This is a genomic window from Burkholderia sp. IDO3 (genome assembly GCF_003366075.1).
Taxonomy (GTDB): Bacteria; Pseudomonadota; Gammaproteobacteria; order Burkholderiales; family Burkholderiaceae; genus Burkholderia; species Burkholderia anthina.
Genome location: NZ_CP028963.1, coordinates 1419994 through 1436744, shown reverse-complemented (window position 1 = coordinate 1436744; position 16751 = coordinate 1419994). Strand labels below are relative to the sequence as shown.

The following is a 16751-nucleotide window of genomic DNA, read 5'->3' as shown; positions in this document are numbered from 1 at the left end:
TCCTCATTCGATGGACACGACTTGCGCACGCTGCGCCAGCCTGTCCCGGTAGATGTCCAGATGCTTGCGCGCGCTCGCTTCCCATGTGAAACGGTTCAGCAGTGCGGGGACCGCATGCGCGAAATCGGGAGAACGTCGTCCCGACAGCGCATCGTGCAACGCGTCGGCGATCGAATCGACGTCGCCGGGATCGGCCCATACGCACGTATGCTCGTCCAGATACTTGGTAAAAGGCTCGATGCGAGATACGACGACGGGTTTTCCGCATGCGAGCCCCTCGAGCACGACCAGACCAAATCCCTCACGGGTCGATACCATCGACACCACATCGGCGCAGTGCATCAGCGCGACCAGCGTCGTGTCGTCGAGCGGCCCCGTGGTCACGACAGGCTCGCCAACGCCGATACCGAGTCTGAGCGCGGCGGCACGCGCGACGAAGCGGCGCGCGTACGCGTCGTGGTCCAGCAGGCTGGCACCGCCGCCGATCACGAGCCGTGCATCGGGCATCGTGCTGCGCAGCCGTGCGAACGCGTCGAGCAACGCGATGGCGTTTTTCCGCGCCTCGATCCCGCCGATCGCCAGGACGACGGGCCCGTCGTGCAAGCCGAACCGGCTCCGCACCGCCTGCATGCCGCCATGGTCTACATGACCGAACCGGGCGACGTCGACGCCGTTGGACACCACGCTCGCCCGGATCCCGAACGATTCGCGCATCGTGGCCGCCCAGACGGCGCTCACGCACAGCACCTGGTCCGCCGCTCGCCACGCTCGTTCCTGCCAGCTTTCGAGCTGCGGGTCGTCGAATACATCGAGGTGATGCACGGTCCGCACGAATCCGTCTATCGCCCCTGCCTGCTTCAGCTCGGCCAGCGCATTCCCCGTAATGCTGTCCTGCGCATGCAGGATGTCGAACCGGCCGAGGTCGTGCTGCAGCAACGTGTTCCCGACCGCGGCAATCCGGCCGGCCACCATTTCGGCGATGCTGCGCGGACGGACATCGACGCGGGCCAGAACGACGCGGCACGGGACATCGCGGAACATCGCCTCCCCCGGCGCTGCCGGCGCAAACACGGTGACGTCGCTTCCCGCTTCGTGCAACGCGCTGGCCAGTTCGAGTGTATGCACGACACCGCCGCGTGGATTGACCGAGTGGGTAAGCAGCGCTATGCGCAATGCATCGCGACTCATCGGGCACCTCCGCTTGCACCGGCAATGAACGGGGCGATCCGGAAATCCCACAGCACCGCCGTTTCACGCGCCTCCTCGACGACGACCTCGCGCGTGGCATCGATATCGCCAATCACCGCGCACGCGAGCCCGCGCGTGGCGAAGCGCTCCATGACCGTGTCGGCATGCGCCGGCCGCACCGCCATCAGGAACCCGTAGCTCGGAAAGGCTGTCAGCCAGCGATCGAAGTCGACACCTGGAGGACGCGGGATCGCGTCGAGCGCGATCCGCGCACCGACGCGCGAGCATTCGACGAGCATCAGCGCCGTGCCGAGCACGCCCGCCATCGAGATATCCTTCGCGGCATCGCATAGCCCGGTTTCGGCCAGCGCCGGCAGGATCTCGAGATCCGCGCGCAGCCGGGCCGGCGGCGCACCGACCGACGCATTCCAGAACGGATACGGCTCCTCGAATGCGCCGCGCAGGTCGACCGCCATCATCAGGCGATCGCCCGGCCGTGCGCTGAAGCTCGACAGCAGCGCGCGGGCCCGGCCCAGGATCGATACCGCCAGTTGCCCCTGTGCGCCGCGCATGTTGCTGTGGCCGCCGACGATCGGTACGCCATATGCCGACGCAGCCGCGGCCATCCCGGCGAGCACCGGCTGCGCGGCGTCGATCCCGTCGCTCCACAACGCATCGACAACGGCGATCGGTCGCCCGCCCATCGCATAGATGTCGCTGACATTCGCCATCACGCCGCTGTACCCGGCAAACCACGGCATCGACTCGACGAAATCGCCGACCATGCCTTCAATCGCGAACAACAGGTAGCCGTCCGCGTCCACGATCGCGGCGCAGTCGTCGCCGAGTGCCACAGCCTGCGCGAGATCCCGTTCACCGTTCGGCGATGCCGCCGCCAGCGACGCGGCCACGCCGGAGATATCGTGCTTGTGCTGGAAGCCGCGGCTTGCGCGAAGCATTGCGACACGCTTTTCGATGCTCATTGCTGTACCTCCGAGCGCACGACGAATCCGGCGAACGGCGTGCCGCACGGCGGATAGTGCGCCAGTTGCGCTTGCATCAGTTGATGGGAGCGGCCAAACAACGTTTCCTCGCCGAGCGCATCCCAGTGAAGCCGACGAAACAACGGCACGTTCTGCGATTGCACGTGTGCGACGAAGGTCCGGCACCCTTTGGCATGCGCACTGCTGACGGCCAGCGCGATCAGCATCGAGCCGATCCTGCCCTGCCGGCGAAACGCGGGATGCACCGCGAGCCGCGAACCCATCCAGGTTCCGGGCACGGTTTCATGAATCCGTACCGTGCCGACCACCTGCTCCGGCAACCCCGCGCAGCAGCTCACCGCGACCAGCAATTGCGCGTGGCGATCGATATCGTCGCGATCGTCGCCGACGAAGATCCCCTGCTCGATGCAGAATACGGCCCGGCGCAGCTTGTACGCTTCGTCGATTTCCCAGGGAAGCTCCGCCCATTTGATCCGGTATTCGGAAGGCCGGTACGTGTCGCGGCTGTCGGCCAGTCCCATCTCTGCGCAGTACATGGTCACGCCTCATAGGTCGACAGCGACGAGCACGCGCCGCACTTTCCGCACCCGGCCTTGATGTCGGCGGAACGCATGCCGGCGTCGCGCAACATGGCGCCGAGCGGCGCGAGCACCGCCCGCATGAAGTCCGGCGACGGCGCGGGATGGCTCTCCAGCGGCGTGCCGCTGATCGGAACGAACGGCACGACAAACGGATACACGCCCAGGCCGATCAGTTCGTTCGACATGTCCAGAATCGCATCCTCGCTGTCCCCCAGCCCGGCGAGGATGTAGGTGCTGACCTGTCCGCGGCCGAACACGGCAACGGCCGCACGGAATGCCGCCATATACCGGGATAACGGCACGCTCGCCTTACCCGGCATGATCCGTTCGCGCACGGCCGGCGTCACGGCTTCCAGATGCATGCCCAGCGTATCGATCCCGCTTGCCTTCATCCGGCCGAACCAGCCGTCGTCGTCGGGCGGTTCGCATTGCGCCTGGATCGGCAGATCGACGGCCGCCTTGATCGCGAACGCGCTTTCGCACAGCACGCGGGCGCCACGATCCGGCGTCGGCGGCGTACCGGTGGTCAACACCATGTGCTTGACGCCGTCGAGCAGGACCGCCGCACGCGCGACCTCGGCGAGCTGTTCAGGCGTCTTGCGCGCGATCGTCCGGCCGGCCGCGAGTGACTGGCCGATCGAGCAGAACTGGCAGGTCTTGCGCCGGCTCTCGTAGCGAATGCAAGTCTGCAACACCGTAGTCGCAAGCACATCGGCGCCGTGCAGGGTCGCGATGTGCGAGTACGGCACGCCCTCGAGGGTCTGCAACGCATAGAATCGCGGGTTCGACGGAAAACTGATGCTCGCAATCGGGATCGTGCCGCGCGACAGCAGGCTGACACCGGCCGCATCGGGCTCCCCCGCGACGAACGGCGATTCCCACGCGGTGCTCGTGTGCACGGGCACCATGATGGTCACGCCGTCGACCGTCACGGCCTTGTGATCGGACGGCCCGGCGCCGCCGCGCCGGCTCGCGGCGCCGGCGCGCGGATCCGCGAGACGCAGTCCGACCGATTGCAATTCAGTCATCAATTGCCGGCTCTGCACCGACGGTTTCGCGTTCGCGCTCATGGCAGTTTCCCTCGAAGTCGCGTGCGGCCGACCCGCTGATCCCCATCGGGGTCACCGTCGTCGCCGGCCGATCGTTGATGGCAAGGCTCAGCAGTTCCGGTCGCGCATAGTGGCCGACCGAATCCATCATTCGCTTGCGCTTGGTGATCAGCGACATGTCCAGATCGGCGATCACCATCCCTTCTCCCGAGCGCAACGGCTCGGCCAGATGCTGGCCCTCCGGGGACACGATCGCGGTATTGCAGCCGCCCCGCAGGGCCTTCTGCAGCGTCGGATCGCTCGTAACCGACGCGATCTGCGCGTCCGTCAGCCAGCCGGTCGCATTGACGACAAAGCAGCCCGACTCCAGCGCGTGGTGGCGGATCGTGACCTCGATTTGTTCCGCGAAGATCGGGCCCACCAGCGAACCGGGGAACTGACTGCAATGAATTTCCTCGTGCTGCGTCATCAGCGCATAACGGGCGAGCGGGTTGTAGTGCTCCCAGCATGCGAGCGCACCGACCCGTCCGACACCGGTCTGCGCAACCTTGAGTCCGGCCGCGTCGCCCTGCCCCCAGATCATCCGCTCGTGAAACGTCGGCGTAATCTTGCGGCGCTTCACCACGAGGCGTCCGTCGACGTCGAAGATCAACTGCGTGTTGTACAGGCTGCCGTGGTCGCGCTCGTTCACGCCGAGCACGACGACCATCCCGTGCAGGCGCGCGCGCTCGGCGACCGCATGCGTCACGGGACCAGGCACCACCACGGCCTGCTCGTAGAGCCGCATGTGATCGGCGCCGGATGCGACCGGCGACCGCACAAACGAGAAGTACGGGTAGTACGGCACGAATGTTTCGGGGAAAACGATCAGCTGGACGCCCTTGCCGGCGGCCTCGTCGATCGCCGCGCAGACTTTGTCGAGCGTACCGCCGGCCCGTTCCAGATCGGGAGCGATCTGGACGGCTGCCGCCCGGACGATGCGTTTGTCGGACATGATGGCACCCGTCATTCGATCAAACGGTCCAGGTATGGATGACCAGCGCGTTCTCCTTGCGGTGAAGCAACTGGATATCCAGCACGTCGAGCGGATTGATCGGCCGAATACCCTCGATCAGCGACGCTTCGCCATGGCCGTAAAGTGCTTGCAGAGCAAAGCGGCACGCGTAGACCTTCCCGCCCTCTTCCATGAACTTGACGAGTTGCTTGTTGAAGTTCAGGTGACCGGGAAACGCCTCGTCGCCGAGCGTCGGAAACCCGCGCTGCAGACCGAGCGTCACGCCGGGGCCGTAGAGCAGCACCGACGTCTCGAACCCCTTGCGTTGCAGGCGCGTCGCCTGCAGGAGGTTCACGAAGCCGATCGATCCCTCGAACGCGACCGTGTGGAACGTCACGAGCGCCTTCTCGCCCGGTTCCGCCTTGACGTCTTCGAACACCTTCTCCTCGTAGTCGACGAGGAAATCTCCCTTCTTGTGCAGAGGCTGATTCACTGCAGGCATGGCACGCTCCGTTTGAAAATGCGTTGAGTGATGGTCCCGAACGCTTTCGAGTCCGGGCGATCTCATTAACGCAACGCATATGCCAACCAGGCGCAGACCTGATGCAATCACTATCCAATCATTCAGTCGATAAATGCCGTTGCAGCCGGTCCGATCCTTGCGTGACCGAATGCGGTTCGGATAGGGACCGGCCTGTCCGGGCGATGGCGCGCACCTGACTGATGCACCTGGCATGAATGCGTGCCCGTCGAGCGTGCATCGGTGCATCAATCCGATACACGATGCGATCAATGCAATCAGCCCGCTTCAGACTGGCGATATAAATATTTTCGAATAATCCGCCATGCTAACGTTTTGATGAATCATCAAATGGAAACAGGTATGGATGACGCAATCCATCATTGGTCGAAGCGACTGTCGGCAAGCAGGAAACCGGCGTATCTGCTGATCCCCGATCTCATCGAGGAAGATCTGGCGGCGGGCCGCCTGAAACCGCGCGATCGCCTGCCCGGACTGCGCGATCTCGCCGGTGCGCTGAGCCTGAACTACACGACGGTGGCACGCGCCTATGCGGAAGCCCGCAGACGCGGCTTGCTCGATACGCGGGCAGGAAGCGGTACGTTCGTGCGCGGCCCGACCCGTACAATCCCGCTGTCGGGTGGGAGCAGCGTCGAGATGTCGATGAACATGCCGCCGGAGCCGCCCGAGATGGCCAGGCGGCTGCAGGAATCGGCAGCCGCCTTGCTCAACGCGGCCGATCCGTATCAATTGATGCGATATCAGGATTTCGGCGGCACGCCCGCAGATCGCGCCGCCGGCCGCATGTGGCTGGCGAATCGACTTCCCGGCTGCAGCGGCGATGCCGTGCTTGTCTGCCCGGGAATCCACAGCGCCCTCGTCGCGCTCATCTCTCGACTGGCACGCCGCGGCGATACTATCTGCCTGGACGCGCTCGCCTACCCCGGCATCAAGGCGATTGCATCGCAATTGGGCGTGCAGTTGCAGCCGCTGCCACGTGACGACGACGGGCCGTTGCCTCATGCATTCGAATCGCTTTGCAGAACCGGACGGCCTGCTGCGCTTTATTGCAACCCCACCCTTCAGAACCCGAGCACGGTCACGATACCGTACAGACGCCGTGAAGCACTGGCAGATGTCGCGATGCGCTACAACGTACCCATCATTGAGGACGACGCCTACGCGATGCTACCGCGGAGCGCACCGCCTCCACTGGCGTTGCTTGCACCGGAACTGACCTACTACGTGACAGGCATGTCAAAGAATCTCGGCGCCGGGCTGCGTATCGCCTACCTACTGGCGCCGACGGCGCGCGAGGCGCAGCGTATCGCCGGCGCGCTGCGCGCCACGACGGTAATGCCGAGTCCGTTCACGATGCTGCTATCCACCGAATGGATCAACGACGGAACGGCGAGCGAGATGTTGACAGCGATCCGATCGGAGGCCCATGCCCGCCAGGCGATTGCCGCTCGGGTTCTCGGCGCGTGGCCGTTCGATGCGCATCCCGACGGTTTCCATCTCTGGCTGCCGATTCCGCACGAGAGCTTGTGGAGCGCGTCCGAGCTGGCCCAGCATCTGCGGAGTCAGGGCGTCGCTGCCGTGGCAAGCGCTGCGTTCTCGACGGACGGTAACCCGCCGGCCGCGATCCGCATCTGCCTGGGTGGGCCGCAGGACCGGGAGCAATGCCGGGACGGCTTGCAACTCGTCGCCGATGCATTGACCGATGCGCACCATTTATACGGTGCGACGCTGTGATCGACGGCCTGCACGCGCGCAGTTGACCTGGGACGGAATTTTGTGACCAATCGGGCAGCGCGTCTCGCGTCGATATTATCGGAATCCTGCCACGCTCGACGGACCGTGGCAGGAGATTGATAGCGATGAGCACTATGGGGCCGACGCTCGTTGTAGAACTGTCGTCAGCGTTCGATGAGTACCTCGGCCTCGGCCCGGCTGCGGAACCATTCGCGATTCGGCAATTCGTCGCAGCAGTCTGCTGCATCTGTCTTCTTCAGGATGGCGTAACACTGAATTGACACGTCATGCGCAGCATAGATCCAACCGCACGCAGTTCCGGACTATGGCATCGCCCATCCGCGCACCACGAACCACGAACCTTCCTCGCCGTTACCCGAGAGCATTGTCAGGAGGAACGCCATGCCGCCATCTCCGGGTCGTCCCTCGATAGCATCGGACGACCGCCGCTCAGAACCCCTGGTAATAAGATGACACGATGTCGCTGTCGTTGCTCTATCCAGGTTGGAGAAGCCAGTGACCAGTCTAAGAAAAGAAATGATCACCGTCTGGAGATGGACTCATTCGCAAGATGCGAATATCTCAGCGGTGTTTACGCAGAAACTGCAACGCGCGCTCATGAGCAAGTTCGGCCGCGCCCGGATTATACGTTTCGCGTTCCCAGCAGTTAAAGCCATGATCCGCACCTGCGTAGGTATGCACCTCTCCATCGCGTCCTGCAAAACGCTCTCGCAGCGCATCGGCAAGTGAAATCGGCACGTGCTCATCGCTTTCGCCGAAATGGAACTGCATCGGTGCGACGATACGCTCGCAGTCTTCGAGCTGATGCTGGATGCCGCCCCCGTAATACGACACGCCGATGTCAATCATCCGCTCAACGGCAGCCGCGAAAGTCAGCCAGCCACCGAAGCAGAATCCGACCGCTCCGACTTTGCCGGTCACTTCGGGCAGCGCGCGCAAACGCTCAGCCGCCGCGCCGACGTCGGCAAGCGCCAACGTCTTGTCAAGCTGCTCGTCGTACAGACGATTCGCGCGCACGCGATCCTCTCCGTGATAGCCGATCTCCATACGCGGCGCGATCCGCCAGAACATGTCCGGCGCAAGCACGACGAAACCTTGCGCCGCGTATTGCTCGGCAACGCCACGAATATGCGCGTTCACACCAAAGATCTCCTGCAGCACGAGCAGCCCCGGGCCGCGCTTCGCGGGCGGCAGTGCGAGATATCCCTGGAACAACCCGCCATCGTGCGCTTCGATTTCAATCCACGAACCGGAAGTAGTCATAGCGTCACCATATCGAGAATTGTCTTCTTCCCGTTCTTGTAAGTGTAGAGAGTGATGACGCCGTGCGAGAGATCGCCGTGAGCGTCAAAGCTTGTTTGCCCCGTGACACCGCCGAAATTTGTGCCCGGCATCGCAGCGAGGATCTTCGCGGGGTCACACGAATTCGCACGCTTCATAGCGTCGACGACAATATAGACCGCGTCGTACGAGAACGGCGCGTAGATCTGGATAGGCTCGCCGAAACGCTTTTCATACTTCACAGCAAACGCGGCACCTTGCGGCATTTTCTCGAGCGCCTTACCGGCTTCCGAACACACGACATTGCCGGCTGCATCACCAGCAAGCGACGGCATTTTTTCCGTGCACATGCCATCGCCACCGAGAATTCTTGCGCGTAGGCCGAGTTGCCGGGCCTGACGTGCGAACGGACCGCCGGTCGGATCCATGCCACCGACCATGATCGCGTCGGGATTCTCCCCTTTGATCTTGGTCAGGATCGCACGGAAATCGATGGCCTTGTCGTTGGTCGCGTCATGCGACAGTACTTTTATGCCGAGCGCTTCGGCTGCCTTCTGGAATTGGTCTGCGAGGCCCTGGCCGTATGCGGTCGAATCATCAACGACCGCGAGCGTCTTCACCTTCAACGGCCCCGCCGCATATTTCGCCAGCGCGGGACCTTGCTGCGCATCGGTTCCAACCATCCGGTACGTTGTCCTGAATCCTTGTTGCGTGTATGCGGGGTTCGTCGCCGACGGCGAAATCTGCACGATGCCGGCGTCGCTGTATATCTTCGACGCGGGAATGGTAGTACCCGAATTCAGATGCCCGACGACCGCCACAACCTTGTCGTCGACAAGTTTCTGCGCTACCTGGGTCGCCTGGCGCGGATCACCCCCATCGTCCTGAGCGTCAAGCTGCAGCGTGATCTTCTGTCCGCCGATCACCAGTCCTTGCGCGTTGATCTCTTCGATCGCGAGACGCGCGCCGTTCTCGTTGTCCTTGCCAACGTGCGCCATGCCGCCCGTTAGAGGTGCAGCACTCCCGATCTTCACGACGGTCTGCGCATGCACACCCGTCGCAACCACTCCTGATGCGAGCGTTACGGCGCCGCATAGTACCTTCAATCCACTCTTCATCTCCATCTCCGTTTTGCTTTCGTTTGCTGCAGACAAAGAAAGCGCAGTCTGCACCGGCAAACAGCGCTGTTCCCTCTTTTTTGGAAAACCACACCTTCATTCGGACAACGATCCAATAAGGTCACGAAAATCAGGGTGGCAGTAGGCCTTCGCGTTCTAGTGCGCGTTGTACCGCATCACGTCGCGCGACACGTTCCGCAAGCGCCGTCCATGCAGGGAAGTCGCGGTGCATGTCGTACCGAAGCGTCTTCGCGCGACCCCATATCCAGAACGTGAGCAGACATCCGTCGGCGACCGAATAGCGCGAACCGGCAGCCCATGGATCGCTCGACGCCGCGAGCTTCCGTTCCACCATCTCCCACACGGCACGCGACGACACACGCCCCTTGTCCGCGACTTCACGGCGGGCTGCATCGCTATCGGCGAAACGCTCGGGACGCCGCAAATGGCCGAACGTTTCATGCAAACCCGACGCACACCATGCGACCCATTCGGCGCAACGCGCCTCGCCTTGCGGATCGTCGGGCCATAACTTCGCGTGCGGAAACCGCCGCGCGATATACAGCAGCACCGCAGGCAACTCCGTCACGACGAACCCATTGTCGACCACGGTGGGTACACGCCCTTTCGGGTTGATCGCGAGATAGCCGGCCGAGCGCTGCTCGCCATCGGCCAGCGCAATGCGCACCGGCTCGAATGCCTCACCCGTTTCTTCGAGCGCGATGTGCGCAGCGAGCGAGCACGCTTCCGGAGAATAGAAAATCCGCGGTACGGTCGGTTGCGCGGACATCATGCGTCGTCGATCACGGCCGTGCCGTCGATCTCGATCAGCACACCGGGTGCAAGTTTCGCGACCTCGACCGCCGTGCTCGCCGGCATCGGTGGTTTCAGATAGCGCGCACGCACATCGCGTACGGTCGCCATCGCTTCGATATCGGTAATGTGAATCGTCAGCTTGACGATGTCGGCCAGCGTCGCGCCGGCTGCGTCGAGCGTGCGTTTCAGATTCTCGAATGCTTGTACGGTTTGCGCCTCGATCCCGCCCTCGACGACCTTGCCTTGCGCGTCGCGGCCGACGTGGCCCGCGAGATAGACCGTGTTATCCGCCTTCACCGCGTATGAATATGTCGGCGTTGCATGTATGCCCTGCGGCACGATGAACTGCTTTTTCATCGGATATCTCCTATGGAAACGAGCCCCTCGCCCGATTACGCCGCCGCAATCACGATAAGCTCGACCAGCAGCCCCTTCGACGCGAGCTGCGCCTGCAAGGTTGAGCGCGACGGTGCGTTGTCCTTGTCAACCCACGCGTCCCATACTTCATTAACCGCGTCGTAGTCGGCAACGTCGGCAAGAATCAGCGTCGTGTTCAGAATGCGCGACTTGCTGCTGCCAGCCTGCGCGAGCAGCATTTCGACCTTTTCCAGAATCTCTTGCATCTGTTCCGCGGCCGGCCGGTTCGCCGTGCCGACCTGTCCGGTCAGATAAACGGTACCGCCGTGGACGACGCTCATGTGAATGCGTTTTCGGAAGTCGAAGCGTTGAATGTCGCTCATGGTGAAATTCCTTTTAAAAATCAATGCATCAGTTGCCCGAGAAAGTCCCGGGTACGTTCGTGAAGCGGATTCGAGAAGAAGGATTCGGGCGGCTGATCCTCGACGATCGCGCCAGCGTCCATGAAGATGATCCGGTCCGCGACGCGACGAGCGAAGTTCATCTCGTGGGTAACGCACAGCATCGTCATTCCCTCCTCGGCAAGGGTGACCATCGTGTCGAGCACTTCCTTGATCATCTCGGGATCGAGCGCCGAAGTCGGCTCGTCGAAGAGCATCACTTTCGGGTTCATGCATAGCGCGCGCGCGATCGCGACACGCTGCTGCTGTCCGCCCGACAATTGCCCCGGATACTTGCTCGCCTGATGTGGAATCTTCACGCGTTCGAGATAATGCATCGCACGCTCGCGGGCTTGTGCTTTCGTCAGACGACGCGTGCGCACCGGCGCGAGCATGCAGTTTTCGAGCACGGACATGTGCGGAAACAGATTGAAGCTCTGGAATACCATGCCAACTTCGCGCCGCACTTTCTCGATGCTTTTCGTCGCCCCCGAAAGCTCGACGCCATTTACGACGATCGCCCCTTCCTGATGTTCTTCGAGCGCGTTGATGCAGCGAATCATCGTCGATTTCCCGGAACCGGATGGCCCGCAGATCACGATGCGTTCGCCGCAGCGCACGGAGAGATCGACGTTCTGCAACACGTGAAAACGGCCGTACCACTTGTTAACGCCGCGCAACTGGACAACCGCCTCGTTACCATCCGGACAGGCTGGCGGCAATGTATTGACTTGGGACATGAAAGCGCCTTTCTAGCGAGGAGTTTGAAAATGCCGCTCGACGTACTTTCCGTACCTCGACAAGCTGAACGATCCGATGAAATAGATCAGCGCGACGAACACGTAGACCTCGGTGTGATACGCACTCCACTCGCCGCTGTGATACGCCGCCTGCGCAGACGCCATCAGATCAAACAGGCCGACGATAATCACGAGCGACGTTTCCTTGAACGTGATCACGAACTGGTTGATCGTCGCGGGCATCGCGATGCGAAAGGCCTGCGGCAATGTGATCAGCGCCGTCGTGCTCCAGTAGCTCATGCCGAGCGCCTGCGATGCTTCCACCTGTCCTCGTCCGACTGCCTGCAACCCGCCGCGCACGATCTCCGACTGATAGCACGCGAAGAAGAACGTGAAGCCGACCAGCGATCGCACGAGCTTGTCGCCCTGTAATACGTGCGGCAGCATCAGCGGAATGATCACGGTTGCGGAGAAAAGAATCGTCAGCAGCGGCAGCGAGCGCGTGACGTCGACGACGAACGCGGTCAGGTGACGGAACACCGGATAACGGCTTTGACGCAGCAACGCGAGTCCGATTGATATCGGCAAGCCGAAAGAGATCACCGTGATATAGATAAAAAGCGTGAGCGTGAGACCGCCCCAGCGCGACGACGGCACGACGTCTAGACCGAACACGCCACCGTGGATAATCAGCAGAAACAGCGCGTATCCGCCTAGCAGGATCGGCATCATCCGCGCAGCGCTCCACATGCGCGGCACGCACGCGAGCGCGAGCGTGCCGATCGCAATAACCGATGCAAGCGCGGAGCGCCACTGCTCGTCGATCGGATAGAGGCCGAACAGGATGATGCGCCAGCGCGCGCGAATCACCGACCAACACGCGCCGGTTGCGTCGTTGCAGCTTTGTGGTGTCATGCCGAATACGCCATGCACGACAGCCCACGACAACACGCGCCACAGCACGAAAGCGAATACGAGCGTGCCGACGGTCGAGAGTATGAGATCACCGGGCTGGAGCGACGCCCTCTTCATTGATGGCGGCCCGCCGTTCGCGGACGAAGCCATGTTGCCCGAAAGCGAAAACGAGTCGATCCTGTTCATTAACGATTCCCCTTGAAGGAGATTGCGCGATTCAGCGCGTTCATCACGATCGTCAGCGAATAATTCAGCACGAAGTACATGACCATCATCGCGACCAGAAACTCGACCGCCTGACCGGTCTGACTGATGCTAACGACCGACACCGAATACACGTCCGCATAACCGATCGCACTACCGATCGCCGTCGCTTTCACGATGAACAGGAAGATGTTGCCGAGCGCCGGCACCATCGATCGCAATGCGATCGGAAAGCGCACCGCACCGAATACCGTACGCGCGGGGAGCCCGAGCGCCTGCGCCGCTTCGATCATCCCGCGCGGTACGGACTGCAAACCACCGCGCACGATTTCACCGATATAGGCGGCGGAAAACAGCACGGTTGAGAGCACCAATGCAATCAGTTCGAGCGGTACGTTCCAGCCACCGCGAAAACTGAAGCCGGTCATTCGCGGCACGTCTACGGTGATCGACCCGGCGCTCAGCAGAGCGACCGTGAATATGGCGAGCGCGAGGGTGCTTACCACCATTGCATTTGTTGCTAACAAACGTCTTCGGGTCGACGCCCGCCGCCACATGAAACAAGCACACAACGCAACGAGAACGACGATCCAGGCCCAGGCGAAACGACTTTCCTTGAGTTCGATCGATGGTAAGAAGAGCCCCTGATTCGAGACGTAAAACATCTCGAACAGCGATGGTGGATTGGCGCGCGGCGCGGGCAAGGTCGTAAGCGTCGCGTACCAGAACAGCGCCTGCAACACGAGCGGCACATTGCGGAAAATCTCGACGTACGTGCGAAACATCTGCGCGACGACTCGATTCGGCGCGAGCAGTCCGATGCCGATCACCACGCCGATGAAGCACGCGAACATGATGCTCATCACGCTCGCGCCAAGCGTATTGACGAACGCGACAACCAGCGTCCACCAGTACGGATCGTCGGCGGTTTGATCGAGGAAAGGCGAACTGATCTGCCAGCCGGTCGTGCGACCGAGCACACCAAAACCGTACGCGATGCCTTGCGCGTGCATTCGCTGCCACGCTGTCACCATCGACCAGCCAATCAACGCGATCAGCACGGCCACGACACCGATCTGCAGCGTCCAGCTCGCGATGCGGCTTTGCCGGTATGCGGTGTTGACGTTCATTGCAATACCTCTCGAAACAGAGTTCACGCTAGATCGCGCGAGCCAATCCTTTCGGCCGGTCGGCCCAAGCGTAGTAGTTCAGCAACACAGGCATCGTCCAGCGATTGCGTGCAAGTAATGGCAACGCCGGAAAGCTCGTGCTGTCGAACAGCGTTTGCGCTTCGTCGTGCCGATCAAGAATGCGTGCGACCGCCTTGCGCGCGAGATACGGTCCCATTGCGTTGCCGGAAAAACAGTAGCCGAGCGCGTAGTGCATGCCTTGCGGATTCACGCCGACGTGCGGGAACAGATCGCGTGTACCGGCGCAACGGCCCGTCCACCCATGCGTGATGCGCACGTCGGCGAGCTTTGGAAAAATGAAGCGCAGGTCGTCGGCGAGTGCGGCGAGCGTGCGTCGCGACATCGAAGGGTCGTTGCCGGTGCGTCCGCCGAACAGCAAACGAGCGCCGTCGGGCGAAAACGTCATGAAATGCGAGCGGCGGCGATTGTCGTGATATGTGCGACGTTGCGGAAGCACGTCATGCCACGTCGCGTCGTCGAGCGGTTCGGTCGCGATCATGTACGAATTGATCGGTGCGAGTCGCTGCTGGAACCAGTCGAGCGCGTCGCACTTGCAAACGTCGGTGTAGCCGTTCGTGGCGATCAGGACGTCGCGACAGGAAATCACGCTACGCGCGGCGTGCACGTCGAAGCCATTGCGCGTACGTTCCATCCGCGTGACGGGAGTATGACCAACGACGCGCGCGCCTGCCGAGATCGCGCGTTGCAACATGAACTCGGTGTACAGGCCTGGATGAATCGCACCATTTTCGATCACGCGCACGCCACCGAGATAGAGCGGCGAGCCAAGTTCATCGGCAATGCGAGTGCGATCGAGTACGTCGATCTCTTCACCGAGCAGCCGCGCGCGTCGCTCGTATTCGCGGGTGAGGCGCGTGAGATGGGCACCGCTCATCGCACCGATTACGCGGCTGCATTTGCGCCAGCCGATCGCGTCGCCCGCTTGCTCGCCGAGCGCCGCGAGGGCGTCGTAGGCCGCACGCAGTTCGCCGAAATAGCCGATCGCCTTCGCTTCGCCGAGCGTGTCGCACAATTCACCGAACGCGTGCTTGAAATTGCGCCCGATCTGACCGCCGTTGCGCGTACTCGCGCCTGCGCCCGGGCGGCCCGAATCGAGCGCGAGCACATCGCGGCCCGCTTCAGCAAGCACCCGCGCTGCTTCAATGCCCGTCAACCCCGCGCCGACGATCACGACATCGCACTTCTTAGGCAACGGCGCGCGCGCATCGAAGGTCGCGTCGTGCGGACGCGCGTCGGCCCAGTACGGACGCAACGCCATCGCATCGCCCGATGTGTCCGAAGAATCGTCGGGCGACGCATCGTACGAAACGGCATCGTGAATCGTATCGGGAAGCGGTTTCATCGGAGGCTGGCGCAGAACTGTTGAAGTCGGCGGCACGCTTCTCCGAGCACGTCCTGCGACGCGGCGTACGACACGCGGAACTGGCCGGGACTGCCGAATGCCGAACCGTGCACGGCCGCGACGCCCGCTGTTTCCAACAGTTCGCGCACGAAGTCTTCGTCAGTGTGCAGGACCGTGCCGCTCGCCGTCGAGCGCCCCAAAAATGCCGTGCACGACGGAAATGCATAGAACGCGCCGTCGGGTGTCGCACATTCGATTCCCGGAATCGCCCGCAATGCGTCGATCAACTTGTCGCGCCGCGTACGGAACGACGTGCGAGATTCCGAGACGAAATCCTGCGGTCCGTCCAGCGCCGCGGCCGCAGCGAACTGCGCGATCGACGAAGCGCCTCCCGTCAGTTGGCTTTGCACGAGCTCCATCGCCTTGATCAGTGGCGCCGGGCCACCCGCGAACCCAATACGCCAACCAGTCATCGCATAGGCCTTCGACACGCCGTTGACCGTCAGCGTGCGATCGGCGAGATCGGGACAAACCTGCGCCATCGTCGTGTACGGATCGTCGGTGTAGATAAGATGCTCGTAGATGTCGTCGGTGAGAATCCACACATGCGGATGGCGGCGCAACACCTCGCCGAGCGCGGTGATCGATGCGCGATCGAGCACCGCACCCGACGGATTGTTCGGCGAGTTCAGGATCAGCCAGCGCGTTTTAGGCGTGATTGCGGCATCGAGCGCTTCGGGTTGCGGCAGAAAACCGTCAGCGGCCGACGTCGGCACGAACACCGGCGTCGCCCCGCACAACTGCGTGAGCTGCGGATAAGACACCCAGTACGGCGCAGGAATCAGCACTTCGTCGCCAGCATTCAGCGTCGCGAGCATCGCATTGGCGATCACCTGTTTCGCGCCCGCGCTCACGACGATCTGATTCACCGTGTAATGCAAGCCGTTATCGCGCGCGAACTTCGCGGCGACTGCTTCCTTCAGCACCGGCACGCCTGACACCGGCGGATAGCGTGTGCTGCCCGCGGCAATCGCGGCGCGCGCTGCTTCGCACACGTGGCCGGGCGTATCGAAGTCCGGCTCGCCGATCGACAGCGACAGGATGTCCTTGCGTCCCGCCGCGCGAAGATCTCGCGCCTTCTGCGTGATCGCGATCGTCGCGGACGGACTGATGCGCGACAGCGCGGCGGAACGTGTAAATGCGTTCGACATGTTC

At 62.5% G+C, this 16751-nt stretch carries 17 protein-coding genes and 1 pseudogene; 1 reads left to right on the top strand and 17 read right to left on the bottom strand.

Annotated features, from left to right (window positions below):
* Window positions 1-3 precede the first annotated feature (3 nt).
* Genes DCN14_RS21315 through DCN14_RS21290 form a run of 6 tightly spaced genes read right to left on the bottom strand, consistent with a single transcriptional unit; the run spans window position 4 to window position 5318 of the window.
* Window positions 4-1188 (bottom strand): MSMEG_0565 family glycosyltransferase, encoded by a 1185-nt coding sequence (locus DCN14_RS21315; protein ID WP_096502650.1) that lies wholly within the window; start codon window positions 1186-1188, stop codon window positions 4-6.
* Window positions 1185-2171 (bottom strand): sll0787 family AIR synthase-like protein, encoded by a 987-nt coding sequence (locus tag DCN14_RS21310; protein WP_096502652.1) that lies wholly within the window; start codon window positions 2169-2171, stop codon window positions 1185-1187. The genes DCN14_RS21315 and DCN14_RS21310 overlap by 4 nt, the downstream gene beginning before the upstream one ends.
* The gene (locus DCN14_RS21305) at window positions 2168-2728 is read right to left on the bottom strand and encodes an MSMEG_0567/Sll0786 family nitrogen starvation N-acetyltransferase (protein ID WP_096502654.1); all 561 of its coding nucleotides are present in this window, start codon (window positions 2726-2728) and stop codon (window positions 2168-2170) included. Before DCN14_RS21305 ends, DCN14_RS21310 begins: the two co-directional genes overlap by 4 nt.
* Window positions 2729-2730: 2 nt before the next feature.
* Complete coding sequence (locus DCN14_RS21300; RefSeq protein WP_096502962.1) at window positions 2731-3801, bottom strand: MSMEG_0568 family radical SAM protein; 1071 nt, start codon at window positions 3799-3801, stop codon at window positions 2731-2733.
* Window positions 3794-4816, bottom strand: a complete 1023-nt coding sequence (locus DCN14_RS21295) for a Nit6803 family nitrilase (RefSeq protein ID WP_096502656.1) — start codon at window positions 4814-4816, stop codon at window positions 3794-3796. Before DCN14_RS21295 ends, DCN14_RS21300 begins: the two co-directional genes overlap by 8 nt.
* Window positions 4817-4835: 19 nt before the next feature.
* The gene (locus DCN14_RS21290) at window positions 4836-5318 is read right to left on the bottom strand and encodes an MSMEG_0572/Sll0783 family nitrogen starvation response protein (RefSeq protein WP_006405208.1); all 483 of its coding nucleotides are present in this window, start codon (window positions 5316-5318) and stop codon (window positions 4836-4838) included.
* 381 nt (window positions 5319-5699) lie between these two features.
* Here DCN14_RS21290 and DCN14_RS21285 point away from each other — a divergent pair, with 381 nt between their 5' ends.
* Entirely contained in the window at window positions 5700-7091 is a 1392-nt protein-coding gene (locus DCN14_RS21285) for a PLP-dependent aminotransferase family protein (protein WP_096502658.1), read from the top strand.
* Between the two features lie 53 nt (window positions 7092-7144).
* On the opposite strand, the pseudogene DCN14_RS21280 reads toward DCN14_RS21285, so the two are convergent.
* The 11 genes and pseudogenes from DCN14_RS21280 to DCN14_RS21230 form a co-directional block, all read right to left on the bottom strand.
* A pseudogene (locus DCN14_RS21280) lies at window positions 7145-7321 on the bottom strand (integrase core domain-containing protein); the annotation flags it as partial.
* Between the two features lie 352 nt (window positions 7322-7673).
* Window positions 7674-8375: a dienelactone hydrolase family protein gene (locus tag DCN14_RS21275; protein WP_096502660.1), complete on the bottom strand. Its 702-nt coding sequence runs from the start codon at window positions 8373-8375 to the stop codon at window positions 7674-7676.
* Window positions 8372-9517 carry a branched-chain amino acid ABC transporter substrate-binding protein gene (locus DCN14_RS21270; RefSeq protein WP_096502662.1) on the bottom strand — a complete coding sequence of 382 codons (1146 nt, stop codon included), beginning with the start codon at window positions 9515-9517 and terminating at the stop codon, window positions 8372-8374. The genes DCN14_RS21275 and DCN14_RS21270 overlap by 4 nt, the downstream gene beginning before the upstream one ends.
* A gap of 124 nt (window positions 9518-9641) precedes the next feature.
* A complete protein-coding gene (locus DCN14_RS21265) occupies window positions 9642-10304 on the bottom strand; it encodes a glutathione binding-like protein (protein ID WP_205212610.1) in 663 nt (220 codons plus the stop codon).
* Window positions 10301-10684: a RidA family protein gene (locus DCN14_RS21260; protein ID WP_096502664.1), complete on the bottom strand. Its 384-nt coding sequence runs from the start codon at window positions 10682-10684 to the stop codon at window positions 10301-10303. Before DCN14_RS21260 ends, DCN14_RS21265 begins: the two co-directional genes overlap by 4 nt.
* Window positions 10685-10719: 35 nt before the next feature.
* Window positions 10720-11025, bottom strand: a complete 306-nt coding sequence (locus tag DCN14_RS21255; RefSeq protein ID WP_240327417.1) for a RidA family protein — start codon at window positions 11023-11025, stop codon at window positions 10720-10722.
* A gap of 62 nt (window positions 11026-11087) precedes the next feature.
* The gene (locus tag DCN14_RS21250; protein WP_096502668.1) at window positions 11088-11864 is read right to left on the bottom strand and encodes an amino acid ABC transporter ATP-binding protein; all 777 of its coding nucleotides are present in this window, start codon (window positions 11862-11864) and stop codon (window positions 11088-11090) included.
* Between the two features lie 12 nt (window positions 11865-11876).
* Complete coding sequence (locus DCN14_RS21245; RefSeq protein ID WP_162826230.1) at window positions 11877-12779, bottom strand: amino acid ABC transporter permease; 903 nt, start codon at window positions 12777-12779, stop codon at window positions 11877-11879.
* 185 nt (window positions 12780-12964) lie between these two features.
* Complete coding sequence (locus tag DCN14_RS21240; protein ID WP_096502672.1) at window positions 12965-14113, bottom strand: ABC transporter permease subunit; 1149 nt, start codon at window positions 14111-14113, stop codon at window positions 12965-12967.
* A 28-nt stretch (window positions 14114-14141) separates the two neighbouring features.
* A complete protein-coding gene (locus tag DCN14_RS21235) occupies window positions 14142-15536 on the bottom strand; it encodes an FAD-binding oxidoreductase (protein ID WP_096502674.1) in 1395 nt (464 codons plus the stop codon).
* Window positions 15533-16747 (bottom strand): pyridoxal phosphate-dependent aminotransferase, encoded by a 1215-nt coding sequence (locus tag DCN14_RS21230; RefSeq protein WP_096502676.1) that lies wholly within the window; start codon window positions 16745-16747, stop codon window positions 15533-15535. Before DCN14_RS21230 ends, DCN14_RS21235 begins: the two co-directional genes overlap by 4 nt.
* Window positions 16748-16751 lie beyond the last annotated feature (4 nt).